The organism is Nonomuraea rhodomycinica, assembly GCF_013363995.1.
Taxonomy (GTDB): Bacteria; Actinomycetota; Actinomycetes; order Streptosporangiales; family Streptosporangiaceae; genus Nonomuraea; species Nonomuraea rhodomycinica.
Window position 1 is genome coordinate 1,956,585 of sequence record NZ_JABWGO010000001.1, and the last position, 25,142, is coordinate 1,981,726.

The 25,142-nt window shown below is 74.4% G+C and carries 18 protein-coding genes and 1 tRNA gene; 6 read left to right on the plus strand and 13 right to left on the minus strand.

The genetic code is table 11. The features are described from left to right. Positions 1-129 precede the first annotated feature (129 nt). Positions 130-2,646, plus strand: coding sequence for an FxSxx-COOH system tetratricopeptide repeat protein (fxsT, locus tag HT134_RS09000; protein WP_175599678.1), 2,517 nt, complete (start codon positions 130-132; stop codon positions 2,644-2,646). A gap of 12 nt (positions 2,647-2,658) precedes the next feature. Here fxsT and HT134_RS09005 read toward each other — a convergent pair whose 3' ends face one another. Both HT134_RS09005 and HT134_RS09010 read right to left on the minus strand, forming a co-directional pair. Further along, on the minus strand, positions 2,659-4,287 hold the full coding sequence (locus HT134_RS09005; protein WP_175599679.1) for an aKG-HExxH-type peptide beta-hydroxylase: 1,629 nt from the start codon (positions 4,285-4,287) through the stop codon (positions 2,659-2,661). Further along, positions 4,284-5,516, minus strand: a complete 1,233-nt coding sequence (locus tag HT134_RS09010) for an FxsB family cyclophane-forming radical SAM/SPASM peptide maturase (protein ID WP_175599680.1) — start codon at positions 5,514-5,516, stop codon at positions 4,284-4,286. Before HT134_RS09010 ends, HT134_RS09005 begins: the two co-directional genes overlap by 4 nt. 185 nt (positions 5,517-5,701) lie before the next feature. Here HT134_RS09010 and HT134_RS09015 point away from each other — a divergent pair, with 185 nt between their 5' ends. Next, positions 5,702-6,811, plus strand: coding sequence for a macro domain-containing protein (locus HT134_RS09015; protein ID WP_175599681.1), 1,110 nt, complete (start codon positions 5,702-5,704; stop codon positions 6,809-6,811). A 70-nt stretch (positions 6,812-6,881) separates the two neighbouring features. Here HT134_RS09015 and HT134_RS09020 read toward each other — a convergent pair whose 3' ends face one another. From HT134_RS09020 to HT134_RS09035, 4 genes are all read right to left on the minus strand, one after another. Continuing rightward, complete coding sequence (locus HT134_RS09020; protein WP_175599682.1) at positions 6,882-7,802, minus strand: N-acetylmuramoyl-L-alanine amidase; 921 nt, start codon at positions 7,800-7,802, stop codon at positions 6,882-6,884. A gap of 114 nt (positions 7,803-7,916) precedes the next feature. After that, a complete protein-coding gene (locus HT134_RS09025) occupies positions 7,917-10,412 on the minus strand; it encodes a PEP/pyruvate-binding domain-containing protein (RefSeq protein ID WP_175599683.1) in 2,496 nt (831 codons plus the stop codon). Beyond that, positions 10,409-11,182, minus strand: coding sequence for a TetR/AcrR family transcriptional regulator (locus HT134_RS09030; protein ID WP_175599684.1), 774 nt, complete (start codon positions 11,180-11,182; stop codon positions 10,409-10,411). Before HT134_RS09030 ends, HT134_RS09025 begins: the two co-directional genes overlap by 4 nt. A 61-nt stretch (positions 11,183-11,243) precedes the next feature. After that, positions 11,244-16,772: a tetratricopeptide repeat protein gene (locus HT134_RS09035; RefSeq protein WP_175599685.1), complete on the minus strand. Its 5,529-nt coding sequence runs from the start codon at positions 16,770-16,772 to the stop codon at positions 11,244-11,246. A 136-nt stretch (positions 16,773-16,908) separates the two neighbouring features. Between HT134_RS09035 and HT134_RS09040 the strand changes: the two genes are divergently transcribed. Both HT134_RS09040 and HT134_RS09045 read left to right on the plus strand, forming a co-directional pair. Continuing rightward, positions 16,909-17,298 (plus strand): hypothetical protein, encoded by a 390-nt coding sequence (locus tag HT134_RS09040; RefSeq protein ID WP_175599686.1) that lies wholly within the window; start codon positions 16,909-16,911, stop codon positions 17,296-17,298. A 102-nt stretch (positions 17,299-17,400) separates the two neighbouring features. Then, on the plus strand, positions 17,401-18,072 hold the full coding sequence (locus HT134_RS09045) for a DUF6766 family protein (protein WP_175599687.1): 672 nt from the start codon (positions 17,401-17,403) through the stop codon (positions 18,070-18,072). A 4-nt stretch (positions 18,073-18,076) separates the two neighbouring features. Here the strand turns inward: HT134_RS09045 and HT134_RS09050 are convergent, their stop codons facing one another. Further along, positions 18,077-18,892, minus strand: coding sequence for a 1-aminocyclopropane-1-carboxylate deaminase/D-cysteine desulfhydrase (locus tag HT134_RS09050; protein ID WP_175599688.1), 816 nt, complete (start codon positions 18,890-18,892; stop codon positions 18,077-18,079). 44 nt (positions 18,893-18,936) lie between these two features. On the opposite strand from HT134_RS09050, the gene galK reads away from it, so the two are divergent. Further along, complete coding sequence (gene galK, locus HT134_RS09055; RefSeq protein ID WP_175599689.1) at positions 18,937-20,061, plus strand: galactokinase; 1,125 nt, start codon at positions 18,937-18,939, stop codon at positions 20,059-20,061. Position 20,062: 1 nt separating this feature from the next. Here galK and HT134_RS09060 read toward each other — a convergent pair whose 3' ends face one another. The 3 genes from HT134_RS09060 to HT134_RS09070 form a co-directional block, all read right to left on the minus strand. Beyond that, entirely contained in the window at positions 20,063-20,836 is a 774-nt protein-coding gene (locus HT134_RS09060; RefSeq protein ID WP_175599690.1) for an enoyl-CoA hydratase-related protein, read from the minus strand. Positions 20,837-20,880: 44 nt separating this feature from the next. Continuing rightward, positions 20,881-22,014, minus strand: a complete 1,134-nt coding sequence (locus tag HT134_RS09065; protein ID WP_175599691.1) for a nitric oxide synthase oxygenase — start codon at positions 22,012-22,014, stop codon at positions 20,881-20,883. 546 nt (positions 22,015-22,560) lie between these two features. Then, positions 22,561-22,632: transfer RNA gene (locus HT134_RS09070), tRNA-Asn, on the minus strand. A gap of 126 nt (positions 22,633-22,758) precedes the next feature. Here HT134_RS09070 and HT134_RS09075 point away from each other — a divergent pair. Then, on the plus strand, positions 22,759-23,070 hold the full coding sequence (locus HT134_RS09075) for a YtxH domain-containing protein (protein ID WP_175599692.1): 312 nt from the start codon (positions 22,759-22,761) through the stop codon (positions 23,068-23,070). A gap of 134 nt (positions 23,071-23,204) precedes the next feature. On the opposite strand, the gene HT134_RS09080 is transcribed toward HT134_RS09075, so the two are convergent. From HT134_RS09080 to HT134_RS09090, 3 genes are read right to left on the minus strand one after another with little or no spacing between them, the layout of a single operon-like run. After that, on the minus strand, positions 23,205-23,678 hold the full coding sequence (locus tag HT134_RS09080; RefSeq protein ID WP_175589120.1) for a hypothetical protein: 474 nt from the start codon (positions 23,676-23,678) through the stop codon (positions 23,205-23,207). Continuing rightward, positions 23,675-24,949, minus strand: coding sequence for an amylo-alpha-1,6-glucosidase (locus HT134_RS09085; protein WP_175599693.1), 1,275 nt, complete (start codon positions 24,947-24,949; stop codon positions 23,675-23,677). The genes HT134_RS09080 and HT134_RS09085 overlap by 4 nt, the downstream gene beginning before the upstream one ends. A 32-nt stretch (positions 24,950-24,981) precedes the next feature. Beyond that, entirely contained in the window at positions 24,982-25,140 is a 159-nt protein-coding gene (locus tag HT134_RS09090; protein WP_175599694.1) for a hypothetical protein, read from the minus strand. Between the last annotated feature and the right edge of the window lie 2 nt (positions 25,141-25,142).

The window sequence follows — 25,142 nt, forward strand, 5'->3', positions numbered from 1 at the left end:
ATAAATGGAGATGATCGCTCCCTCGCGATCGTTTCATCGCTATATGCGATTCTGTGATGCGACGCCATGCTATTCAACCTTTAGGATCGCGGTAGCGGAAAATAATCTTCCAGGTGCGGGAGGTTCCAGATGATCTCGGTGGGCAACGTCACGACGCCGGAGCGGGCTCCCGAGGTCTGGGGCAAGGTGCCACCGCGCAACCGCAACTTCACCGGCCGCGAGGAGCTGCTGGCGCAGATCCGGCGCAGCATCGGCGAGGTGACCGCCGTCGTCCCCCTCCCGCAGGCGCTGCACGGCCTCGGCGGCGTGGGCAAGACGCAGCTCGCCATCGAGTACTGCTGGCGCTACCGGGGCGAGTACGACGTCGTCTGGTGGATCACGGCCGACCAGAAGGCCCTGGTGCCTCCCGCGCTGGCGGCGCTCGCCCCGCGCCTCGGCGTCGCCCACGCCGACACGGTGGGCGTGGACGAGTCGGCGGAGGCGGTCCGCGAGGCGCTGGAGCGCGGCGACCCGTACGGCCGGTGGCTGCTCGTCTTCGACAACGCCGACCAGCCCGAGTCCATCAAGGGCTACATCCCCGCCAACGGGCACGTCCTCATCACCTCGCGCAACACGCGCTGGGACACCGCGGCCGAGACCGTGTCGGTGGACGTGTTCGCCCGCGAGGAGAGCGTCGAGTTCCTGACCAAGCGCCTGCCCAAGATCGGCCTAGCCGACGCCGACCGGGTCGCCGACGCCCTGGGCGACCTCCCCCTCGCCCTGGAGCAGGCCAGCTCGCTGATGACGCAGACCGCGATCTCCGTGGACGAGTACCTGACGCAGCTCGAGAAGAACACCCGCGAGCTGCTGGCCGTGGGCCGGCCGACCGAGTACCCGACGTCCATGACGGCCGCCTGGCGGCTGTCGGTGACCCACCTGCAGGCGCGCCGCCCCGAGGCCATCGACATCCTGCGCTGCTGCGCCTTCTTCGGCCCGGAGCCCATCCCGCGCGACGTGTTCCGCCCGGGCGGCGGCCCCCTTCCGGCCCGCCTGAGCGAGCTGCTGTCCAGCCCCATAGAGCTGAGCAAGGCCATCGGCGAGCTCAACCGCTTCGCGCTGGCCCGCATCGACTCCGACAGCCGCACCCTCCAGGTCCACCGGCTGATCCAGGCGCTGCTCCGCGACGACCTGGACCCGGCGGAGCAGTCCGCGACCCGGCACGTCGTCCACCGGCTGCTGGCCAACGGCGCCCCACGCGACCCCGACGACAACACCACCTGGCCCCGCTGGGCCGAGCTCGTGGGCCACCTGCGGCCGTCGCTGGTGGCGGACTGCGAGGACGACGAGGTCCGCGCGTTCGCCATCAAGGTCATGCGTTACCTCTACCGCCGCGGCGACTACCGCACCGCTCGCGACATCGCCGAGCAGCTGCTGGAGAAGTGGACGCAGAACTCGGGACCGGACGACCCCGACGTGCTGGCCGTCCGCCGGCATCTCGGCAACGTGCTGTGGCAGCTGGGCGAGTACGACACCTCGTACCGGCTGAACGAGGAGACGCTGAAGCTCATGCGGCGCACGCTCGGGCCCGAGCACGAGGAGACCCTGGGCGTCATCAACAACTTCGGCGCGAACCTGCGCGCCAGCGGCGACTTCGGCAAGGCCGCCGAGGAGGACGCGAACTCCCGCGAGCTGCACGAGAAGGTCTTCGGCAAGGACGACCCGCGCACGCTGCGCGTGATCGGGAACCTGGCGCTCGACTACGCCCTCACCAGTGACTACACGGCCGCGCGCGGACAGCACGAGCACGCCTACCTGGAGCAGACCAGCGGCGCCGGCGGGGCGAGCCGCTGGGACATCCTCAACACGATGACCGGCCTGGCGCGGGTGGTGCGGCTGTGCGGCGACTTCTCCGACGCCTGCGACATCGGCGCGGAGGCGTACGACTACGGGCGCACGGAGCTGAGCCCCGACCATCCGCTGACCCTGAAGGCGGGCAAGGACCTGTCCATCGCCCTGCGGATGCGCGGCGACCTCACCGAGGCGCGGGAGCTGGCGGAGCTCACGCACAGCCGGCTGAGCGCCCTGTTCGGCCCGCGCAACCCCGACACCCTGGCCGCCGCGGTCAACATGGCCAACGTCCTGCGCCGGATGGGCGAGCTGGAGGACGCCTTCCGCCTGACGAAGGAGACGGCCTCCAGGTACGCCGAGGTCTACGGGGCGGGACATCCGTACACGCACGGCTGCCGGCTCAACCTGGCCCTGCTGCACCGGCTGCGGGGCCGGCCGGACGAGGCGCGGGCACTGAACGAGGAGGTGCGCGAGGCTCTGCTGCGGCGCCTCGGCCCCAAGCACGACTACGCGCTGAGCTGCGCCATCAACCTCGCCAGCGATCTGTCCGTGCTCGGCGAGCACACCGCGGCCAGGGATCTCGGCCGGCAGGTCCTGGAGGACCTGGCCACGCACTTCGACCGCGACCACTACATCACGTTCTCCGCCACCCACAACCTCGTCCTCGACCTGCGGGCGACGGGCGAGCAGGAGGAGGCCGACCGCCTCGACGCCGAGATGCGTGGCCGGCTCAGGCTTGACGACACCTCCTCCGACCACCGCCGGGAGATCCTGGCGGGCGGCCGCGTCGACATGGACTTCGACCCGCCGCCGCTCTGACCGGCCGCGCCCTCAGGAGTGGGCGGTGTTCCAGCGGGCCCGGTGGCGGGCGGACTCGTGGCGGGCCGCCGCGTCCGCCCGCTCCCGCGCGGGCTCCTTCAGCCAGCCCTCCAGCGTGCCGCGCATGCCCGCCACGAACGCCTCCCCCGCCTCCGTCAGCAGCCCGCTCGCCGCCAGCGTCCCTGTGGCCTCGTACGCCGCCTCCCGCCAGCGGGCGAACTCCACCTCGGCGCGGAACCGGTCCTCCTCGTCCTCCAGCAGCCTCCGCTGCCGCCGCCAGAACCCGGTCACCCCCAGGAAGGCGTACGCGCCGTGGAGCAGGCCGTGCGCGGGCCGGGGGTCGTCGCGCCACGGGGCGTAGAAGCGGCGCCCGTCGTCCGGCCGCAGCAGCGGGACCAGGGTCAGCAGCGCGCCCAGCTTGGCGTGCTGCACCTCATGAGCGAATGTGCCGGCCAGCCACAGCCCGTCGGGCGGCGCCGACAGGGCGAGGGTGCCGAAGTGGTCGCCCGAGGAGGCGCTGCGCGTGCGGTCGTGCTCGGGGGCGTCGATCGGGGTGAGGACGGTGACGATCGCGGCGGTCTCCTCCGCCAGGGTGCGGTGGCCGGCCTGGAGGAGGCGCCAGGCGTCGCGCAGGCGTGCCGCGAGGGCCTCGCGCTCGGGGCCGGGCAAAGGGCCGCGCCGGACGGAGCCGGCCGGCCAGCGGTACGGGTCGAGGTCGTCGAGGAGCACAGTGAGCCGCCGCCCGCCGGCCTCGGCCGTCAGCCGATGGAGCCCGCGCCAGGCGGGCGAGTCCGCGTCCGCGCCGGGGACCGTCCCGCGCCAACGTCCCACTGTCTCCGCCACCCCCACCCCGGCCGCGGCGATCTCACCTGCGCTCGTCCCGGCCGCGGTCGTCTCACCCGCGGTCATCTCGGCCGCGGTCATCTCCGTCACGGTCACGTCCGTCACGGTCACGTGCGTCACGGTCACCTCGGCCGGGCCCGCGGTCACCCGGCCTCCTGGGCGCACGGTGAGGCGGACGAGGCCGTCCTCTCCCGGCACGGCGAGGCGTCCGAGGGACGGCAGGGTGAGGTGCCCGGCGGCGACCGGCGCCTCCCCCTCGTACGGCAGGCCGGCGCGGAGCGCCGCCGCCGCGGCCATGGCGCCCAGCCGCGCCGGATCATGCCCACCCCACTCCGCCGCGCCCGCCCCTCGCGGAGCCGCCGCACCCACCTCTACGAGGCCCGTCGCACCCGCCTCTACCAGGCCCGTCGCGCCCGCCTCTCGCACGGCCGCCGCGCCCGTCCCTCCCAGGCCCGTCGCGCCCGTCCCTCCCAGGCCCGTCGCGTCCGTCCCCCGCAGGAGGGCGCCGGCCGTGGCGCGGGCCCACGCGCCCACCGCCGGATAGCGGATCAGCGTGTCCACCGCCGCCGGCGCCACCCGCTCCAGGGCCGCCAGCGCCGCGTACGCCCGCTCCGCCGCCCCCGCGTGCGGATGGCCGGCCCGCCTGGCCGCCTCCACCACCCCCAGGATCAGCAGCATGTGCCGGCCCCGCTCGGAGGCGCGCAGGTGGCCGGCCGCGGCGGCTCCGCCCCCGCCCCGCGCCAGCGCCGCGAACGCCTCGGCCGGCAGCGCGTGAGAACCCCCGGGACCCGCCGTCATGCGCCCTCCGCAGGTGTCGGCGATCGCCGCAGGTCGGCGACGACGCGTGAGCGGATGTGCCCGATCAGCCGGTACAGGTCGGCGCAGTACACCGACGGGTTGCGGAACCCGGTCCCCGCCCGGTAGCGGTGCGGGTACAGCCCCGCCCCGCACACCCGCCCGAACCGGCACGCCCGGCACTCCTCGCCCAGCGCGGCCCAGCCGAGCTGCCGCGCCACCATGCCCGGGTTCCGCAGCGCCTCGTCGAACGGGTGGTCAGCGATGTTCAGCCCCGTCGCGGCGGCGCCGTGGCCGACGGCCTTGAGCGAGTCGGTCTGCTCGACGGTGCCGTCGGTCTCGACGACCACGAGGGTCGCCGGCGTCAGCCCCACGGCCTCGCTGGCCGACGCGCCGCCGAGCAGCAGCCGGATGATCTCGTGGAACAGCCTGACCACCGTCTCGTCCCGGTCGGAGCCGTACCAGCGGTCGAAGATCGCGATCAGCCAGTCGGCGTAGGGGGCGCGGTTCTGGTCGGGGGTGCGCTCCGGCGGGGGCGACTCCCAGGTGCCGTGCGGCAGCAGCAGGTCGATCACGGGCGGGTCGAACGCGATGAGCGACTCGTACGTCTCCACGGGGTCGTTGGCCAGGTCGATCGTGCAGAGCAGCCCCGCGTACAGGTGCCGGTAGGCGGGGCGGGTCAGCAGGCGCAGGGCGGCGGCGACGGCGGCGTGGGTGCCGCGCCCGTCGGCGTAGCGGCGGTTGCGGTCGTGGGCGCGCGGGCTGCCGTCGAGGCTGACGCCGACCTTGAGGTCGAGCTCGTGGAAGGCGTTCAGCGCCCGTTCGTCGAGCAGCACGGCGTTGGTCTGGACGGCCGCGTCCACGCGCACGTCGGGGGCCGCCTCGGCGCGGATGAGGCGGATCGCGTCGGCCAGGTACGCGTACCCGGCCAGCAGCGGCTCGCCGCCGTGCAGGATGACCCGCACGGAGCGGAGCCGGTGGGCGCGGGCGTGCTCGGCGATGCGGCGCGCGACGGCGGCCACGACGGCGGACGACATGACCATCGGCTGGGAGCGCCAGCTCTGGTCGCCGAGCGTGTAGACGTAGCAGTAGTCGCAGGCGAGGTTGCACCTGCTGTGCATCTTGAGCAGGAACTGCCGGAAGGGGCGGGGGCGCCAGCCGTCCGCGACGAGCCCGTCGACGTCGAGCGTGGCGGGCCACTCACGCCCTGGCCGCGCCGCGCCGGATTTCATCGAGAAACCACTCCCGTGAGCCCGAAAGCATGAGCAAATACCGATGGTAACCGGGCCGCGCATGAATGGATACCGGCATCCCGACGGGATTAAAGTAAATCCCTGTTCCCGTCGCGCGGGCGCTTTCTCGTACGGTCCGCAAAAGCCGGATAGTGCCGTTCCGATATCCGGGTGGGGAGGCGCAGATGAAAGCGGAGCCGGTGGTCGTCGCCATGGCGGTGTTCAGCCTTCTCGTGGGTCTCGGCGGTTACGCCTGGCGGGCGCGGCGCGGCGACGGCGACAGGGGCGGGGGCGGGGGCGGCTCCGAGCGGGCCTACGTGGTGTCCTGGCTGCTGATCTCGCTGTTCCCGGTGCTGCTGATCTTCTCGTTCTTCCCGCAGAGCGAGTTCTCGGCCGGGGTCAAGGGCGCCACCGCGACGGGCGCGGTGGCGCTGTTCGTGTTCCTGTGGTGGTACGGCACGCGGACCTCCCGGGCCGCCGCCACGGTGGACCGGCTGCGCGCGGAGCTGGCCGGGCGCACGCGGGAGGCCGAGGAGCTGCGGGCGCGGCTGCGGCTGCCCTCGCCCATCGAGGAGACCAGGACGTACGAGTACGTCCTGGACGGCGCCCCGGACCGGCGGCTCATCGTGATCACCGGCGACCTGCGCGGCGTCAAGGGCGTGGACGTCTGGGTCAACTCGGAGAACACGGACATGCAGATGTGCCGGTTCCACGAGACCTCCATCTCGGCGATCATCCGGTACGAGGGTGCCCGGCGCGACCCGGTGACCGGCCGGGTCGTGGAGGACCTGGTGGCCGACGAGCTGCGCGAGCGGCTCGGCGGCCAGCCGTCGGTGGAGCCCGGATCGGCGGTCGTCACGGGCGCCCACGGGCTGGCCGAGCGGTACGGCGTCATGGGCGTGGTCCACGCGGCGGCCGTGCACGGCACGGGCGCCGGATACGGCCAGGTCGGCAACCTGGCCGCCTGCGTGCGCAACGCCCTGGCGCGGGCCGGGGAGGTGCGCGACGGCGAGCGCCGGGCGGGGTCGGTGCTGCTGCCGATCCTCGGGGCGGGCACGGGGGGCGCGCCGGTGGAGGCCACGGTCCGCACGATGGTCAACGCCATCGTGGGCCACCTGGCGGGCCCGCCGGAGCCGCGGACGCGCGCGGTCTACCTGCTCGCCTACACCGACGCCGAACTGGCGGCCTGCGAGAGGGCGCTGGACGACTGCGAACGGTTACGGCCCGCCTTCAGCCGGCCGAGGCCGAAACGGCGCGCTCGGGGCGGCGGAAAGGGCCCGCGGACGACGTCGTGAAACAGGCCCACGCGAATAGGGCGTTTCCGGACCCGAAACGGCGCGAGGCGATGCGAGAAATGCGCCGCGTTCATTTCTTGAGGTAGCGGGTGATCCCGGCCGCGAGCGCCGCGGCCATGCGCTGCCGGAACCGCGGGTCGGACATCTTGGCGGCGTCGCCGCGGTTGCGCATGTTGCCGCACTCGATGAACACCGCGGGCCGCGTCGACAGGTTGAGCCCGCCCAGGTCGGTGCGGACCGACAGGCCGTTCCTGGCCGTGTAGGTGGCGTACGGCAGGCCGGTGAGGCGGTGGAAGTCGTCGCGCACGTCGAGCCCCAGCCGCCGGGACGGCCGGATGACGGCGTCGTTGTGGCCGGCGACGAGGCCGGGCAGGATCACGTGGAAGCCGTGGCCCGAGGCGGCCGCGCCGTCGGCGTGGACGGACAGGACGGCGTCGGCCCTGGCCCTGTTGCCGATGACGGCCCGCTCGGTGACGCACGGGCCGACGCCCTTGTCGTCCGGCCGGGTGAGCACCACCTTGGCGCCCTCGGCCAGGAGCAGCGGGCGCAGGCGGCGGGCGACGTCCCAGGTGAAGGCGTGCTCCGGGTATCCGGCGTCGGTGCTGGTGCCGGTGGTGTTGCACGGCTTGCGGCCGGTGATGATGTCGACCTGGCGGTTGATCTGGGCGGGGTGGGCGGCGTTGCCGCCGTTGTGGCCGGGGTCGATCACGACGACCTTCCCGGCCAGCGGCCTGCCGGCCCGCTCGCCCTCGGGCCCGGTGGGCGTCGTCCGGGAACCGGGAGAGCCGGTGAGCGTCGCCCGCGCGCCTGGAGGCGCTGTGAGCGTCGCCCGCGAACCCGGGGGCTCCGTGAGCGTCGCCCGCGCGCCTGGAGATCGCGTGCCTGGCGGCGTGGTGGCCTCACGGGCGGGCGGGCTCGCGCCGCCGCATGCCGTGGCCAGGGCCACCAGCGCTGCGGCGGCGATCGCCGGTGCCGTCCCGTCGGCGCGCATGCCTCGTACCGTACCGGCCGCCTGCGCACGCCCCGGTCTACGTTCCGCCCGCATTCGGAAGATCCCCGCTCAGGTGGGAATCCCCGTTCGGTGAGGATCCCCGTTCAGCGGAGATCAGGACAGCAGCTCGACAGTCCCCCTCTCCCCGTCCACGCGGACGCGGTCGCCGTCGCGCAGCCGCATGGTGGCGTTGCCCGTCCCCACCACGGCCGGGATGCCGAGCTCCCTGGCCACGATCGAGGCGTGCGACAGCGGCGCCCCCATGTCCGTCACGACGGCCGCGGCCCGCGGGAACATGGGCGTCCATCCCACGTTCGTCAGCGTCGTGACCAGGATCTCGCCGGGCCGCAGCCGCTCGCCGTCCTCGGGGCCGGACAGCACCCGCACCACGCCCTCCACGACGCCAGGCGCGCCGGGGAACCCGGTCACGGTGTCGGCGGCGGGCGCCGACGCGCCGCGCGCGTCGTACACGTCGGCGCGCCGCTCCGGGTCCGCCGCCCAGCGCACCGGGTCGAACGGGCCGACGATCAGCGCCGGGTACGGCGGCAGCGCGGCGTACCGCTCGTACGTGGCGCGACGCACCGGGACGCGGCCGAGCGGCCCGGACGAGCCGCGCAGCACGTCGAGGATCTCCTCCAGATGGAGGAAGAACAGGTCGTCGCCGTGCCCGGTCAGCTCACCGGCGCGCACCACGAACGCGCGCAGCACCCAGAACGCCCGGATGACCTCGGAGCGCGTGGCCTCGCGGTCGCGCACCACCTGGTTCCAGCGGCGGACCCGCTCCCGCATCCGCGCCACCCGGCGCGGGTATCGACGGGCGAAGCGCTCCCAGGCGGCGTCGCGGGCCTCCTTCTGGCGTTCGAGCAGCGTCCGCGTGCCGGCGGCGGCGTCGCGCAGACCGGCCAGCGCCGCGTCGATCCAGGCGGGGTCCTCGCCGGGCCGGGGGACCGACACCTCGAACTCGTGCGGCCCGCGGTGCCCGTAGGTCCTGGCGTAGGTGTCGCGGTCGATCTCGCCGGCGGCCAGCCGGGCCAGGCCGGTGACCGGCCCGAGGCTGGCCAGCTCGCCGCCGGTGCCCGCGCCGGTCAGCATGGCCTCGGCCTCGACCTCACCCACCATGCGCCGCAGCTTGTCGCGGGTCCACACGAGGGTCGCGCCGCCCTGGCGGCCGGCCGCCTCCAGCATGCGGCAGGCGGTGACGAGGTGCGGCTCGATCTCGTCCGCCCAGAGCGCGGCCAGCTCGGGGCCGGTCGCGGTGGCGGCGATCCGGGCGCGCAGCTCCTCGCACCGCCGCTGGGAGCCGGCGAGGAACGCGGGCATGCCCTTGAGGTTGTCGCGCACGCGGCGGCGCAGGCTCAGCGCCATGGGCACCGTGCGCCTGATGATCTCCCAGCGCGAGGTGTTCAGCAGCGGCACGTCCAGGCCGGGCGGCAGCTTGCCGAAGACCTGCTCCACGGCGCCGAGCCGGCTGCCCATGCCGAGGGCGCGGGCGATGGAGAAGGTCACGCTGAGGTTCATGTAGAAGCGGCCGCCGATGTTGCCGACCAGGTCGAAGCCGGGCAGCGTCGAGGCGTGCATCGCCTCGTGGATGAACAGCCGCACGAACGACCAGGTGGCGGGCGTCATCACGTCGGGTATGGCCTCGCCGAGGTTGCCGGCGGTCCACAGGTCGCCGCCCTTGAGGCTGTCGTTCCACTCCTCGACCTCGGGGGCGAGGTTCGTGACGGGCCGCGCCTGGAGGATGAACAGCTCGCCGTCCCGGCGGGCCCACTCCACGTCCATCGGCGTGCCGTACAGCTCCTGGATCCGGGACCCCAGCTCCGCCAGCCGTACGGCCTGCCGGTCGTCCAGCACCGGACGGCGGCGCAGCTCGTCGGGCACGGGCTGCTCCCGGGTGCCGCCGGGGACGCGCACGGTCATCACGGTCTTGTCGCCGATCCGGGTCTCGCTCACGGCGCCGCCGGACACGACGACCGTGTCCGGGGTGACCTGGCCGCCGACGACGGCCTCGCCGAGCCCCCAGGAGGCGTTGACGACGACACGGTCGCGGGCGCCGGTGACGGGGTCGGCGGTGAACATGACGCCCGCGGCGTCGGCGTCGACGAGTTCCTGCACCACCACGGCCAGCGCCACGTCGTCGTGCGGCACGCCGTTGTGCTCGCGGTAGGCGACGGCGCGCTCGTTCCACAGCGAGGCCCAGCAGCGTCTGACCGCGTCGAGCAGCCCGTCGCGCTCGACGCCGAGGTAGGTGTCCTGCTGGCCGGCGAACGACATGTCCGGCAGGTCCTCGGCGGTGGCGGACGAGCGGACGGCGACGACCGCCCGTCCGTCGCCGAGCGCGTCGTAGGCGGCGTGGATCTCGGCGGCCAGGCCGGGCGGCATCTCCCGCCGCGCGAACAGCTCGGCGACGCGGGCGGCGTCGCGGCGCCCGGCGGCCTCGGCGACCTGCTCGCGAAAGCCCGCGGTGAACTCCCGGTAGGCGGCCGTGGTGACGTGGAACCCGCCGGGCACGGGCAGCCCCGCGCGGCTCAGCCGCGCCAGCGAGGCGCCCTTGCCGCCCACGGTCTCCAGGTCGGCGCCCTCGTCGTCGAACGGCAGCACGGTCTTCATGCCCGGCTCCCCGCCGCGCCCGTCAGCGCCATGATCTCCAGGGGGACGTCGAGGGACGCCGCCAGCTTGGTCAGCGCGATGTCGCGCATGCCGGCGAGGTAGCCGGCCGTGGCCTCCCGGACGGCGCGGGCCCCCTCGTCGTCCAGGGGCGTCCCCGAGCCGATGGCCAGGTCCACGGTCTCGGCGATCAGGCCGGGCAGCCGCTCCTCGGCGGGCTCGGAGCCGGGCGGCAGCATGCCCCGCGTCATGAGGAACCCGAAGAGGACGGCGCTCAGCACGGAGATCCGCTCCCCCGGCGCGGGGCCGGGACGCAGGGCGCCGTGCCGGCCGAGCACCGCCAGGTAGTCCTCGAACGCGGCCAGCTGCCCCGCCAGGAGCTCGGGGGCGTCCGCGGCGCCGAGCCGCTTCTGCCGTACGAGCTTGCCCAGCACCTCGGAGTCGCCCGTCATCAGCGCCGTCATCAGCGGCCGGCGCAGCAGGCCCGCGGCGAGCTCGCGGACCAGCTCGCGCAGCGTCGTGGGCGCGGCGGCGGCCACCTCCTGCAGCATGTCCACCCGGTCGCGGCGCAGCAGCGCCGAGAACAGCGCCTCCCGGGTCTTCCAGTGCAGGTAGATCGTGCCCTTGGCGACGCCCGCGCCCCGGGCCACGTCGTCGATCGTCGTCTTGTCGTAGCCCCAGCGCAGGATCAGCTCCGCGGCGGCGTCGAGGATCCGGTGCGCCCGCTCCAGCCTGCTCGCCGGATCCTGCGGGGGCCTTCCCGTCCTGACCATGTCGTCTCACCTCAGTTTCATGACTGGATAAGACTATGTGGTCAATCAATTCACCGCAACGTCACCCGATCTTCGCCAGGAGTTCGGCCGCCTGTGGTGCGAAGGCGGCGTCCCCGGTGGCCACGGCCCTCTCCAGCAGGCGGCGGGCCGTCGCGAGATCGCCGTGCTCGTACCGGATCCCGCCCAGCCGGAAGGCCGCCTCCGCCACCAGGTCGGGCCGGTCCGTGAGGGTCAGGGTCAGCTCGTAGTGGCGCAGCGCCCCGTCGCGGTCGCCCAGCCAGTAGCACAGCTCGCCCAGGTGCGCCGCCGCCATGCCCGACTCGGGGTCGCCCGCGTCGATCACCCGCTGGTACCAGCCGAGCGCCTCGGGGTAGTCGCGCGCCCGTTTCGCCAGCGCGCCCAGGTACATGGCCGCCACGGCCGCCGTGTGCCCGTCCTCGGCGTCCAGGGCCCGCATGTACCAGGAGCGGGCCTCCGCCTCGTCCTCGTCGTGGTAGGTCTCGCCGATGGCGATCACGGCACGGGCGGCCAGGTCGGGGTCGCCCGCGTCCAGGACCCGCCGGTAGGCCCGGCGGCCCTCGTCCACCTCGCCCGCGGCGACCAGGGCCTGGGCGAGCAGGGCGAGGGCCGTGGGCTCGCCGGTCGCGGCCGCCTCGCGCAGGGTGCGCAGGGCGGTCTCCGTGTCGCCCTGGCGTTCCTGCAGCATGCCGAGCAGGCCGCCGAACACGCCCGGCGCGGGGCTGTCGGCGTCGCCGGCCTGCCGTTCGGCCAGACGGTAGAAGGCGTCGGCGTCGCCCTCGGCGTCGAGCAGCGCGAGCAGCCTGCCCCCGGCCGCGAACCGCACGCCGGGGTCCTCGTGCTCGTGGAGCCGCTCGAACATCGCCCGCGCCTCGGCGGTGCGCCCCAGCTCGGCGAGGCGCTCGGCGACGTCCAGCTCGACGAACGGGCCGGAGCCGGCCAGTTCGTAGTAGGAGCGGACCGCGCCCGGGTCCGGGCAGCTCCCGCCCAGCTCGCGCGCCGCCGCCACGCCGTGCTCGCCCATCGCGGCCAGGGCCTGCACCGCCGGCGCGTGCGCGCCGCCTTCGTGCGCCAGGCGGGCGGTCGCCTCCAGTTCCTCCACCGCGGTACGGGCCTGCGCGGCCGGGGTGGCCGCGGCGGCGGCGAACGCCTCGGCGGCACCGTGGAGGTCGCCCGCGTCGCGCAGCCGCGCGCCCAGCAGCAGCCCGGCCCGCGCGACCGCGTCGGGGTCGCCGGACGCCATGGCCAGCCGCGCCTCCCGCGCGGCCGCCTCCCTGTCGCCCAGCTCGTCCAGAACGGCCGCCAGATCGGCCCGCACGCCACCCACGGCGGCATCGACCACGCTCCCCGCGCCGCTGGGGCCGGCAGGGGCGAGGCCCGCAAGGTCGGGACCCGCAGGGTCGAGGATGGTCCGGTCGCCTCCCGCCGCGTCCGGGGAGACGGCGCTGATCCCCTCGCGGTAGGCCGCCGCCGCGCCCCGCAGGTCGCCCGCCGCGCGGAGGCACGCGCCCCGCACCCGGTGGCCGAGGACGACGGTCTCGGGGTCGCCCGTGTCCACCGCCCGCCGGGCCTGCGCCTCGGCGGCCTCGTGGCGTTCGTGGCGTACCAGGTGGACCATCAGGGCGCGCAGGGAGGCGAGGCCGCCCGCCTCGGCCCCGGCGGCGAGTGCCCGGCCGGCGCCTTCGGCGTCGCCGAGGTCGTCGAGCACGCCGGCGAGGGTGACGGCGGTGGCGGGCATCGCGGCCCTGAGCGCCTCGGCGGCACCGGCGAGGTCACCGCGTCCGTGCCGGGCGACGGCGATCCCCCGCCACGCCGCCTCGGCCAGCTCCGGGGCGAGGGCCTCGATGACGGGCCGCAGGCACAGTTCCGCGTGCGAGTGGCGTCCCTCGCCGGACAGGAGCGCGCCCAGCCCGAGCCGCGCGCGTGCGGCCGTCTCGGCGTCGGCGCGCTCGGCGACGCGCCGGTAGAGCGCCTCACCGGCCCGGCCACCCAGCTCCCGCGCCACCTCCAGCACGAGCGCGTACGCCCTCCCCAGCCCGGCCTCACCGCCGCGCCCACCACCACCGCGCCCGCCGCCACCGGCCCCGGCGCCGTCCACCGCAGCACCCAGGCGGACAACACCGTCACGCCCATCACCACCAGGACCGGCGCCGCCCACCGCAGCGCTCAGGCCGACAGCACCGTCCCGGCCGCCGCCACCGACTCCGGCGGCCTCCGCACGCCGACCGTGCACGCCCGAGCCGCCGACCGGCGCCTCAAGCCCCTGCCCCGCCGAGGGCGTGGAGCCGGCCAGTTCTCCCAGGGCCGCCAGGGCGCCGTCCACGTCCCCCGTGGCGGCCAGGGCAGCCGGGCGTTCCTCCGGCGTGGCGAGCCCGAGCCTCAGCCGGGCGGCGAGCGTCACGACCGGGTTCCCGTCAAGGTCCGCCGCGCGCCGCCAGGCGGCCCGGGCGCCCTCCTCGTCGCCGGCCCCGGCCAGCGCGTGCGCGCCCTCCAGCAGGATCTCTCCCGCGAGGTCCGGCTCCAGCTCGGCGGCCCGCTCGAACGCCGCCCGAGCCCCGTCCGGGTCGCCCGCCGCCGCCCGGGCCGCGCCGAGCACCCGGGCCGCCCATCCGGCGAGATCCTCCGGTACGGAACCAGCCGCCTCCTCCGCCACCGCCAGGGCGGCCGCGACCTCTCCCGCGTCGCGCAGGAACGTGGCCAGATACAGCGGCGCCGCCTCCCCGGTCAGCGTGTCCAGCAGCGCGCGAGCCTCCTCCTCACGCCCCAGCTCGGCCAGCACCCGGGCCAGCAGCATCGCGGCCTCCGCCACCTCACGCGCGTCCCCGACACCGGCCTCCGACCCACCGGCACCCCGCGCGTCCCGTGCGGCGGGGTCCAGGTCACCGCTCTCCGACTCACCGACACCCCCGGCACCGGCCTCCATCTCACCGGCGCCCGCGACGCCGCCCTCCGACTCGCCGGCCGCCTGCCCCAGCGCCCGGGACAGGACCTCGGCCGCCGCCTCCGGATCGCCGAGCCGGTGCAGGGCTCGCCCCATGCCGGTCAACGCCACCACCGCGGGCCCGCGGCCTCCCCCGAAGACGCCCTCCCCGACCGCACTCTCCCTGTCCGTGCCCTCCCCGACCGCGCTCTCCGGGGCCGCGCCCTCCCTGACCGCGCTCTCCCAGGCCGCCAGCGCGCCGCGCCAGTCCTCCGCCTCCGCCCGCCACGCGCCGAGCCGGCAGGCCACCTGCTCCCGGTACGCCGGATGCCCCCGCTCCAGCAGGAGCGCGAGCAGCGCGCCGGCGTCGGCCGCCCGCCCCGCGCGCCGCCAGGCGTGCGCGCACTCCAGCCCGAGCAGCGTGCCCAGCGGCCCCCCGTCGTCCGGGGACAGACGAGCGAGCGCGCGTCCCGCGGCGGCCAGATCCCCGTCCAGCAGGCACCGCGCGTACCGCCCGAGCCCCGCCTCCTCCTCCCCCGACGTCGACACCGACGCCGACGCCGACGCCGCATCACCTTCCGGAGGAACCAGGGCGAAAGCCGCACGGGCCCCCTCCAGGTCGTCCAGCCGGACCCGCGTCAGCCCCAGCAGCAGGGCGTGCCGGGCCGCCGCCCGCCCCTCACCGCTCTCCGCGATCAGGCGTTCGTGCAACCGGCCTGCCGCCAGCAGGTCCCCCTGCAGCTCCAGCACCCGCAGCAGCGCCCCCGCGGCCTCCGCCCGCAGCCCCCGGTGTCCCCCCTCCAGCGCCGCCTCGTACGCCCGGCGCGCCTCGGCCAGCCCCTCCGCGTGCCCGTCGAGCAGCCCGCCCAGCGCGTACCCCACCCACGGCGCCAGCACCGGGTGCCCCTCCGCGCGGGCCCGGCGCAGCAGCTCGACCGCCTCCCCGCCCTCCCCCCGGCTCTCCAGGATCTCCCTGTAGACCAGCGCCGTGTACGACAGCGCCAGCGGGTCCCCCGCCCCGGCGGCCGTGCGGAACAGCCTGCCCGCCTCCGACACGTCGTAGCCCGTCGTGGCCAGCACCTGCGCGAGGACCGCCGTGGCGACCGCCGCCACCGCCGGGTCGGGATGCTCCGTGGCCGCCCGGTAGCCGGCCAGCCCCTCCTCGCGTCCGAACCGCTGGTGGTCGAGGATCGCCCGCAGCACCGGATGCGCCCCCGTCCCCGACGGCTCGGGCGTCCGCAGCAGGTGCAGCATGAACGTGGCGGTGAACCCGCCCACCACGTCGTCGCCCTCCGCCACGTACGACAGCAGCTCGTCGGCCTGGTCCACGTCCCCCTCGGCCAGCTCCACCTGGGCGAGCGCCACCATGGCGCGCACGGCCTGGGTGCCCGCGCCCGAGTCGGCGGCGCGGCGCAGCAGCCCGCGGGCCTCGGCCAGGCGGCCGTCCTGGAGCAGCACGATCGCGTCGTCCACGTCGCGCAGCGCCCGCTCCTCGACTGGGTCGGCGCGCGGCCGGTGCCGCGCGTCGTGGTCGAGCAGCAGTCCGGCCTTGAACGCGGCGTCCTGGTCCGGATGCCCGGCGACCTCCCCGGCCAGCTCGATGATCGCCTCGCGGCGCTCCGGGTGCTGCTCCAGCAGCATGCCGAGGAGCGTGGCGCTGACCGACGCCCACGGCGACTCCCCGGCCGCGAACACCGCGCGCAGCGCCGTCAGCGCCTCGTCCACCTCGCCCGCCTCGGTGTGGAGCTGCGCCAGGCAGGCCCGCGCCTCCAGCGCGTAGTCCCGCTGCCCGCTGGCGATGACCCGCTCGAAGATCGCCCGCGTGGCCGCCATGTCGCCGAGCTGGGCGATGACCTTGGCCTGTTCGATGAGGGCGGGCAGGCGCACGTCCGGCCGCGGGTCCTCGGCCGCCCTGGCGTACGCCTCCACCGACTCCGCGTACTCGCCGAGATCGACCAGGACCGCACCGAGCAGCTTGTAAGCCATCGTGAGGTGGTCGGGGTGGCCGACGGCGATGGCGTGCTCGCACGCCTCCCGCGCCGCCGCGAAGTCGCCCTCGTCGGCGTGGATCCGGTACAGCCGGAACGCCGACAGCGACACCACCTCCGGGTCGCCGCAGATCAGCAGCTCGCGGTAGTCCTCCTCGCCCTCCGCCCGCTCGTACAGCTCCCACGGCGTCCGCGGGTCGGCCCACTCGAAGACGGGCAGCTCCAGCCGCTCGGCGAGCTCCGCCACCGCGGGACTGTCGCAGCGGCGGGCCCGCTCCAGCGCCTCGGTGGCGCCCGCGGCGTCGCCCAGCTCGGTCAGCACCAGGACGAGCGCCGTGTCGGCGAGCGCGGCGACCTCGAAGTCCGCCCCGTCGGAGGCGATCGTCAGCACCCGGTACGCCGCCGGCCACTCCCGGGCGGCGACCAGCATCATGCCCATGGCGATGGCCGAGCGCTGACCGAACACCGGATCTCCCGACTGGATCACCGACCGGTGGGCCGCCTCCGCCCCGTCGAGGTCGCCCTGCTCCTCCAGCAGGCACGCCAGCAGGTGGGACGCCTCCGGGTCGCCGGTGGCGGCGATCTGCCGGAACAGCACGGCGGCGCCGCCGAGATCCCCCTCCTCCCAGCGCTTCATGGCCGCGGCGAGCTGTTCTGACGTCATATCGACTCCCAAGTCACTCAATAGAGTGAAAAAACTACCCAGGTGTCACCTACGTCACAGGCATTTCGCGCCAGCCCGATCGGCGCCGCCGTCACGGCCTGGCATGTCCCGTGCACGCCGGGGTAACAGAGGGCCCATGAGATCTCCGTTCGCGATCGCCGCGCTCGGACTCGCGTTGGCGCTGAGCGCGGGGTGCGGCGTGGACACGGCCTCGCCCGCCCGCGCGGCGGCGCGCTTCCACACCGCCGTGGCGGCGCACCAGGAGGCGGTGGCCTGCGCCCTGCTCACGCCCAAGACCGCCGAGAAGCTGCCCGACCCGGACGAGACGTGCGCCCAGGCGCTGGCCGCGCTGAAGCTGGGTCCGGGCGGCCGGGTCACCGGGGTCGACGTCTGGGGCGACGACGCCCTGGTGCGGATGGCGGGCGACACGGTGTTCCTGCACCAGTTCTCCGACGGCTGGAGGGTCACGGCGGCGGGGTGCGAGCCCCGGCACGACCTTCCCTACGACTGCGAGGTCGAGGACTGATGCGGCTGATGTTCTGGCTCACGCTCGCGTTGATCGCGATCGGCCTGGTCTATTTCTTCGCGGTCGGGCTGGCGCATCTGTGAGCGCGCCTGAGGGGGATGCATGAGGCGGATCAAGGACAACGCGCTGTCACTGGCGTTCCTGGTGATGTTCCTGCTGGCGCTGGCCGGCCAGGCGTGGTCGGGGGCGATCCACTACAACGAGGAGCAGCTGGTCAACGGCCTCCAGCCCGTGTCGGTCTGGGCGTACGTGACGTCGTCGTCGTTCGCGGTCGACGTGGCGGAGAACTGGCAGTCGGAGTACCTCCAGTTCCTGCTGTTCATCGTGCTGACCGTCTGGCTGGTGCAGAAGGGCTCACCCGAGTCGAAGCAGCCGGGCGAGGAGGGCCCCGAGACCGACCACGAGCAGCTCGTCGGCGAGCACGCCGAGCCGGACTCGCCGCGCTGGGCCCGCGTGCGCGGGGTGCGCCTCTGGGTGTACAGCAACTCGCTCGGGCTCGTCATGGGGACGATCTTCGTGCTGTCGTGGCTGGCGCAGTCGGTGGCGGGCCTCGCGGCCTACAACTCCGAGCGGATCACCGACCTGCGCGACCCCGTCACCTGGGGCTGGTACGTGACCTCGTCGGAGTTCTGGAACCGCTCGCTGCAGAACTGGCAGTCGGAGCTGCTGGCCGTGCTGTCGATGGTGGTGCTGTCCGTCTACCTGCGCCAGCGCGGCTCCCCCGAGTCCAAGCCGGTGGGCGCGCCGCACCACGCGACGAGCGTCGAGGGCTGAGCCCTCACCTCGGCGGGAAGGGCTCACCGGTGACGACCGCGACGACCCGGGTGCCGGGCGCGAAGCCGCCGCCACGGGCCCGGGCCACGATCCCGAGGAGCATCTTGGCCACGTACACCTCCTCCACCCCGTGGCGGGCGGCGAAGGCGCGCAGCTCCGGCGTCGTGCGGGCGTAGCCGCCGAAGTGGTGGTCGAGGTCGATCGACCAGTTGTCCCACACCCGCCCGTACGCCTCGCGCTGGAGCCGCGCCACCTCCTCCGTCAGGAACCCGGCGCCCTTCAGCACCGCGAACCCGAGCGCCCGCCGGCCCGCCGGCAGTCCCGCCGCGATGCCCGCCAGCGTGCCGCCCGTGCCGACGGGGCAGCAGACCACGTCGTACGCGCCGCCGGTCGCAGCCTCGATCTCCGTCTCCAGCTCCGGGGGCAGCTCGGCGCAGCCGCGCACGGCCGCCGCGTTGCTGCCGCCCTCCGGCAGGATCAGCACCTCGCCCCACCGCTCGCGCAGCGCCGCCTCCACCTCGGGGGTGTGCTTGCGCCGGTACGTGCCCCGGTCCAGGTAGGTGAGCGTCATGCCGCAGGAGGCCGCGTACGCGAGCGACGGGTTGAGCGGCAGCCGCTCCTCGCCCCGGATGACGCCGATCGTCGCGAACCCGTGGCGCAGCCCCGCCGCGGCCACGGCCCGGATGTGGTTGGACCAGGCGCCGCCGAAGGTGAGCACGCGCGGATGGCCCAGGTTGTAGCGCAGCTTGCGGGCCTTGTTGTCGTCCCGCTTCAGGAAGACCCGGACCGAGCCGAGGTCCGTATCCAGCAGCTCCTCCACCCGCGCTAGTCTACGGTCGGGCCCTTGTTGAGGAGTGTTTGGTTATGCGCGTTGTTGAAGCTTTCCGCGCGGCGTTCGGCGCGGACCCGCGGACGGTCTGGCACGCGCCCGGCCGCGTCAACCTGATCGGTGAGCACACCGACTACAACGACGGGTTCGTGCTGCCCTTCGCCGTGCCGTGGGGCGTCACGGCCGCCGTCACGCCGCGCGCCGACCACACGGTCCGGCTGCTGTCCCTCCAGTCGGACGGCGGGCCGGTCACGATCGAACGGCACGAGGACGCGCGCGGCTGGACCCGCTACGTCGTGGGTGTGCTCGCCATGCTGGCCGACCGGCTGGGCGAGCCGGTGCCGGGCGCCGACATCGCGATCGACGGCGACGTGCCGCAGGGCGCCGGGCTCAGCTCCAGCGCCGCCCTGGAGGTCGCCGTCGCCTGCGCGCTGAACGACCTGCACGGCCTCGGCATGACGCCCATGGAGCTGGCCCTGCTGTCGCAGCGGGCCGAGAACGACTTCGTCGGCATGCCCTGCGGCATCATGGACCAGGCCGCCTCGGCGCTCGGCGAGGAGGGCCACGCGCTGTTCCTCGACTGCCGCTCGCTGGGATCGCGCAACATCCCCCTCGACCTGGCCTCCCACGGGCTGCGCATCCTCATCGTCGACACGGGCGTCCACCACGAGCACGCGGGCGGCGAGTACGCCAAGCGGCGCGCCGAGTGCGAGTCGGCGGCCCGCAAACTCGGCGTCGAGGCGCTGCGCGACGTCACCGACCTGGCCGGCGCGCTGGAGCGGCTGCAGGGCGACGAGCGCAAGCGCACCATGCACGTCGTCACGGAGAACCACCGGGTCGAGGCGCTGGTCGGCCTGCTGCGGGCGGGCGCCGTCACGGAGATCGGCGCGCTGCTCAACGCCTCGCACCTGTCGCTGCGCGACCAGTACGAGGTGTCGTCGCCGGAGCTGGACGTCGCGGTCGAGGCCGCCGTCCGCGGCGGGGCGCGCGGCGCGCGCATGACGGGCGGCGGGTTCGGCGGCTCGGCGATCGCCCTGGTGGCCGAGGACCGCCTCGGCAGCGTCCAGGAGAGCGTGGCCGCCGCGTACGCGGAGCGGGGCTGGCGCGCCCCGCGCTTCCTGCCCGCGGTCCCGAGCCCGGGCGCCCGCCGCCGCGCCTGACTCAGAGAGCCGGGAAGTTCGGAGGGCGTCGCTCCAGGAACGACGCGACGCCCTCCGCGAAGTCGGGCCGCCCGAACGAGGCCACCATCTCGGTGAACGCGCTCGCGGCCGACTCGGCCAGCGTGACCTCCCAGTCGTGCCACACCTGCCGCTTGATCACCGCCATCGACGCGGGCGAGCTGTGCTCCGCCAGCTCCCGGGCGTACCCCTGCGCCTCGGCGAGCAGCCGCTCCCCCGGCACCGACCGGTTGACCAGCCCCATCTCGTACGCCTCCCGCCCGGTGAAGACCCGGGCCGACAGCAGGACGTCCATGGCGCGCTGCTGCCCCATGAGCCGGGGCAGCACCCATGCAAGGCCGTACTCCGCGATCAGGCCGCGGCGCGCGAAGGCGGTGGTCCACTTCGCCTCGTCGGCGGTGAGGACCACGTCGCAGACGAGGGCGTGGACCATCCCGAGGCCGGCGCACGCGCCGTTGACCGCGGCGACGATCGGCTTGCCGATGGTCGTGGGGAACGTGTTCGGCCGCGGATCGAGCTCCTCGTCGTGGCTGCCGTCGCGGATCTCGCCCAGCGTGCCGAAATCGGCGCCCGCGCAGAAGCCGCGCCCCGCGCCGGTGACCACGATCGCCCGCACGGCCGGGTCCTTCGCGGCCTCCTCCAGCAGGTCGAAGTAGCGCCGCCCCATCGGGACCGTCCACGCGTTGAGCCGGTCGGGACGGTTGAAGGTCAGGGTCAGCACGCCCCGGTCGGTGGAGGAGAGCACGAGTTCGTCCATAGGTGAACCGAATCATGTTCTAGCCGCGGCGGGCAAGCCGGGGGTCACTTGTGGCGTACGAAGGCCGGGGTGAGCGCCGGATTGTCGTAGTAGCGGTGGAACACCGGAGTGGCCCCGCCGGAGATCGGCGGCACGATCCACGACCAGTCCGCCGGGCAGACCCGTCCCGCCTTCTCCTCGCGCGCCAGGTGCGTCAGGAAGCGCCGCGCCTCGGTGTGGTGGTCGGTCATCGTCACCCCCGCCCGTTCGAAGGAGTGCAGCACGGCCACGTTCAGCTCCACCAGCGCGTGGTCGCGCCACAGCGACCGCTCGGTGGAGGTGTCGAGCCCGAGCCGGGCCGCCACCACCGGGAGCTGGTCGTAGCGGTCCACGTCGGCCAGGTTGCGGGCGCCGATCTCCGCGCCCATGTACCAGCCGTTGAACGGCGCGCACGGGTAGCAGATCCCGCCGATCTCCAGGCACAGGTCCGAGATGGCCGGCACGGCGTGCCAGCGCAGCCCGAGCTCCTCGAACCATGGGTAGTGCGGGTGCACGATCGGCACCTCCAGCACGGCGTCGCCCGGCAGGGTGCACAGCAGCGGCCCGCCGCGCCCGGACCGCACGACCAGCGGCAGCACGTCGAACCGGCTCCCCGCGCCACGCCACCCCGACGCCCTGACCAGGTCCGTGAAGTCGGCCTGGCGCGGGTCGCCGACCACCCGCCCGTCGGCGGTGCGGTATCCGGCGTAGCGGATGAGCTGCTCGTTGAGGATCCGGGGCCCGGGCCGGCCGGGCACGTCCGGGGCGAACACGGTGATGGCGGGCCGGATCCGGCCGCCGTTGGTGGCCTCCCGCAGGTGTTCCACGCATTCGATCGCGACGCCCTCGGCGCTGGTGACCTGCCGCCGGTCGCGCACCCGCAGCGAACGCCAGTACAGGCGGCCGATGCAGCGGCTGCTGTTGCGCCAGGCCACCCGGGCGCCGAACTCCAGCTCGGCGAAGGTGTGCGCGTAGGTGCCGTACCGCGCGATGTCGGCGGCCACCTCGCGCAGCCGGGCGTGCGGAGGCCCCGCGGCGGGGTTCTCCGCGTGGAAGAGCCTGATGAAGCGCTCGGCCTCGCGGACGTCGATGGTCCGCTCGATGAGCGTCTGCACGGCGATCGAGTCGAAGGGACGGAGAGATCTGATCCAGGTACGCACGCAGAAACCAGCACTTCTCTCTCACGAAGCACCCCGCCGATTCCGGGTCGGCGGCACGCTCCTGCCGGCGGCGCCCCTCTCCGCACCGCCGTCGGCCTGTCCGCGGCCACCCCATCCTGGCGGCTCGGCCCTGGCTTGTCACTGCATATGCAAGAAAGTGTGACCTTACCGCTACAAAGGGTGAACTGTCGGCGCAGTCCACAGCTCCCTCCTGGACGGCCGGAGTGCTGCGCCGACATCCCCCGGCCATGCGAAAGCCGCGCCCCTGAGGAGGACGGGGCTCACTGGCCGGATCAGAGACATGTCAGGGATCGGATCTCCACCACACGGAGGATTGACCTGTCCTCACCATGACGCCGCTGGGCGGTCTCGTGGCTGCCCGGCCCCTGAAGGCCTTCGGAGCCCGACCCGTCGTCCACGGTCTTGAACCATGAACGCCGTCTTCGGGAGCGACGAGTCGACCGCGTGGCAACTCCCGGAACGACTCAGGCCCCCTAGCCTGTCTCCAGGTAGGGGGCCTGAGCCATGTCCCGCAGGACTGACAAGCTCCCGCGATAGGACTCGAACCTATAACCTGCCGGTTAACAGCCGGCTGCTCTGCCGTTGAGCTACGCGGGATCGCTCGTTCGCGCTGAGCGGCGGGCTTTTCGGCCCCTTCCGTTCGGCGCAGGACTAGATTAGCGCACTCCTGGAGTGCGTGTCGCATCGTCATCGGGGTAGGCCCGGTGTCAGCGGAGGTGCGAAATGCGATATCGAATGACATTCGCCGTCGGTATGGCGGTCGGGTACGTGCTCGGCAGCCGGGCGGGTCGCGAGCGGTACGAGCAGATCAAGAAGATGGCCCAGCGTGTGGCCGACGACCCGAGGGTTCAGGAAGCCGCGGGCGTCGTGGGCGCGCAGGTGTCGAAGGTGGCCGGTGTGGCCCGCGACCGGGTCGGCGGCACGCTGCAGGAGAAGATCCCCTTCCTGGGCGGCCAGGACCACGACTCCGGCACCGGCTGGCCCGAGGACACCGCGGGGCAGAAGAAGCCCGACGAGACCGGCATCCCCTACTGACCGGACGGGCGCGTCCCCGCGCGCACCGGTCGCCGGACGGCCGGCCCCCCGGGAGATCGACGGGCGTGTGCGGCGGCACCTTCAGGCCGCCCACGCGCCCGCCCGGCCCTCCCCCGCCGTCCTGATCTTCGCGCTCAGACTCCCATGCTCCGCCGTACGCCCTCCAGGGCCTGTTCGGCCTGGGCCCGTAGCCCCGGGTCGGTGGGGTCGAGACCGTCGTCGAAGACGAGCGTCCAGCCGAGCATGTCGCCGCCGGGCCGGCGCCGGGCGACCAGCCGCACGCCGCCCCGCCCGGGCAGCGACACGTGCTTGTTGACGATGATCGTGGAGTTGACCCGCTCCCGCACGGTCTCGGGCAGCAGCCGCGGCTCGGCGATGCGCTCGCGGTGCCAGGCGCCGTCCATGGTGAGGACCCGCAGCCCCTCCTCGTCCCACGACGCCTTGTCGACCGTCTCGTACGGCACCCGCGTGCCGTCGGACAGGAACAGGGCGCGGTCGGTCGCGACCACGTAGCCGCCGTCGGACCCGGCGAAGGTGAGCACCCGCTCCCCCGGCTCGGTGGCCAGGGACTTGCGGACGTCGGAGGGCAGGCGGCGCAGCAGGCTCATGCCCCCACGTTATCGGCGAGCAGGTCGAGGGTGAGCGCGGCGCTCCACGAGAAGTCGCGGCAGCCGCGCCCGCTGCCGTCGAACGGGTCGAAGCACTCCCGGAACCCGGCCTGGCGGACGAGGCGCAGCGTGCCGCCGGTGAGCTGGTCGCGCAGCGGTCCGAGGCCGTGCACGGAGGCGGCGCGGCGCAGCAGCCAGTTGGTGTTCACCCAGGAGGGCCCGCGCCAGTAGCGGGTGCGGTCGAACTGGGACGCGCGGATCTCGCAGCTCGGCACCGGATAGCCGGTCGCGCCCATGAAGCGGGCCGACTGGAGCACGTCGACGAGCGCGCCGACGTGCTCGCCGGGCAGCCAGGGGTCGAGCAGCGGCCCGAACCCGCCGACCGTGCAGATCGGGATGAGCCGGTCGGCACGCAGGTCGCGGGCGTAGAAGCAGCCGTCCCACAGGCGCTCCAGCAGGCCGCGCCGGATCCGCTCGGCCTGCTCGGCGTGCGGACCGGGGTCGGCGCGGGCGAGCGGCGCGAGCTCGGCCAGCGCCTGGCAGGAGGCCAGCCAGATGCCGTTGAACAGCGGGCACTCGATGGCGAACGGGTGCTCGTCGCGCAGGTACTCGGCCCGGTAGCCGGCGTCGCGGTAGCGCAGGGCGAGCCAGACGTACCGGTCGTGGTCGCTGTCGGGGTGGCGTTCGTCGAGGTCGAGGTTGCGGTAGCCGTACCGGATCTCGGGCAGGGCGGCGAGCGGCTGGTCCCAGGCGGGACTGTCGTCCATCCCGGACTCCCAGGGATGGACGATCGCGGCGAGCCCGGCCCCGCCGAGGTCGCGGGCGGCGGCGAGGTAGCGGTGCTGCGCGACCAGCGACGGGAAGGCACGCCGCACGAACTCGACGTCCCCGGTGTGCCGGTAGATCCACCACAGGGCGAGCCCGTGGACGGGTGGCGCGGTGAGACCGGAGGTGAGCACGCGGGGCGCCGCGTCGTGGTCGTGCGAGCGCCAGACGGACGGCCCGGGGAAGTACGCCTCGGGCGTGTGGAAGACGATGTGCGGGACCATCCCGGTCGCCCACTGCCCGGCGAGGAGGCTGAGGAGCTCGGCGCGGGACCTGTCGGGGCGGTGCCGGGCGAGGCCGATCGCCACGAACGCGGAGTCCCAGCTCCACTGGTGGGGATAGAGGCCGGGCGCGGGCACGGTGGCGGTCCCCGTCCAGTTCGCGTCGAGCACGGACAGCGCCTCACGCCCGAGCGCGGCGTCGTCGACCGCTGGCCGCGCATCCATTCATTTACTATGCGCCGACCGGCGCGCGGAAGCTATGTCCTCTTCGTCCACTTTGACACAAGCATTACGCCTGCGGCGACGAGGCCGATGATGAGACCCCACTTCAGCAGGGTGAAGGCGAGACCCAGGAGCGGGCCGATGAGTACCAGCGCGGCGAGAACGGCCGCGGCGATCAGAAGAATGCGTCCCATGC

Bases quoted from the DNA above. Each gene is read 5' to 3' on its own strand.
- HT134_RS09085 (WP_175599693.1), bottom strand. From the start codon at position 24,949: ATGGATGCGCGGCCAGCGGTCGACGACGCCGCGCTCGGGCGTGAGGCG.
- HT134_RS09090 (WP_175599694.1), bottom strand. From the start codon at position 25,140: ATGGGACGCATTCTTCTGATCGCCGCGGCCGTTCTCGCCGCGCTGGTA.
- HT134_RS09030 (WP_175599684.1), bottom strand. From the start codon at position 11,182: ATGGTCAGGACGGGAAGGCCCCCGCAGGATCCGGCGAGCAGGCTGGAG.
- HT134_RS09045 (WP_175599687.1), top strand. From the start codon at position 17,401: ATGAGGCGGATCAAGGACAACGCGCTGTCACTGGCGTTCCTGGTGATG.
- HT134_RS09075 (WP_175599692.1), top strand. From the start codon at position 22,759: ATGCGATATCGAATGACATTCGCCGTCGGTATGGCGGTCGGGTACGTG.
- HT134_RS09080 (WP_175589120.1), bottom strand. From the start codon at position 23,678: ATGAGCCTGCTGCGCCGCCTGCCCTCCGACGTCCGCAAGTCCCTGGCC.
- HT134_RS09020 (WP_175599682.1), bottom strand. From the start codon at position 7,802: ATGCGCGCCGACGGGACGGCACCGGCGATCGCCGCCGCAGCGCTGGTG.
- HT134_RS09035 (WP_175599685.1), bottom strand. From the start codon at position 16,772: ATGACGTCAGAACAGCTCGCCGCGGCCATGAAGCGCTGGGAGGAGGGG.
- HT134_RS09060 (WP_175599690.1), bottom strand. From the start codon at position 20,836: ATGGACGAACTCGTGCTCTCCTCCACCGACCGGGGCGTGCTGACCCTG.
- fxsT (WP_175599678.1), top strand. From the start codon at position 130: ATGATCTCGGTGGGCAACGTCACGACGCCGGAGCGGGCTCCCGAGGTC.
- HT134_RS09025 (WP_175599683.1), bottom strand. From the start codon at position 10,412: ATGAAGACCGTGCTGCCGTTCGACGACGAGGGCGCCGACCTGGAGACC.
- HT134_RS09040 (WP_175599686.1), top strand. From the start codon at position 16,909: ATGAGATCTCCGTTCGCGATCGCCGCGCTCGGACTCGCGTTGGCGCTG.
- HT134_RS09015 (WP_175599681.1), top strand. From the start codon at position 5,702: ATGAAAGCGGAGCCGGTGGTCGTCGCCATGGCGGTGTTCAGCCTTCTC.
- HT134_RS09005 (WP_175599679.1), bottom strand. From the start codon at position 4,287: ATGACGGCGGGTCCCGGGGGTTCTCACGCGCTGCCGGCCGAGGCGTTC.
- HT134_RS09010 (WP_175599680.1), bottom strand. From the start codon at position 5,516: ATGAAATCCGGCGCGGCGCGGCCAGGGCGTGAGTGGCCCGCCACGCTC.
- galK (WP_175599689.1), top strand. From the start codon at position 18,937: ATGCGCGTTGTTGAAGCTTTCCGCGCGGCGTTCGGCGCGGACCCGCGG.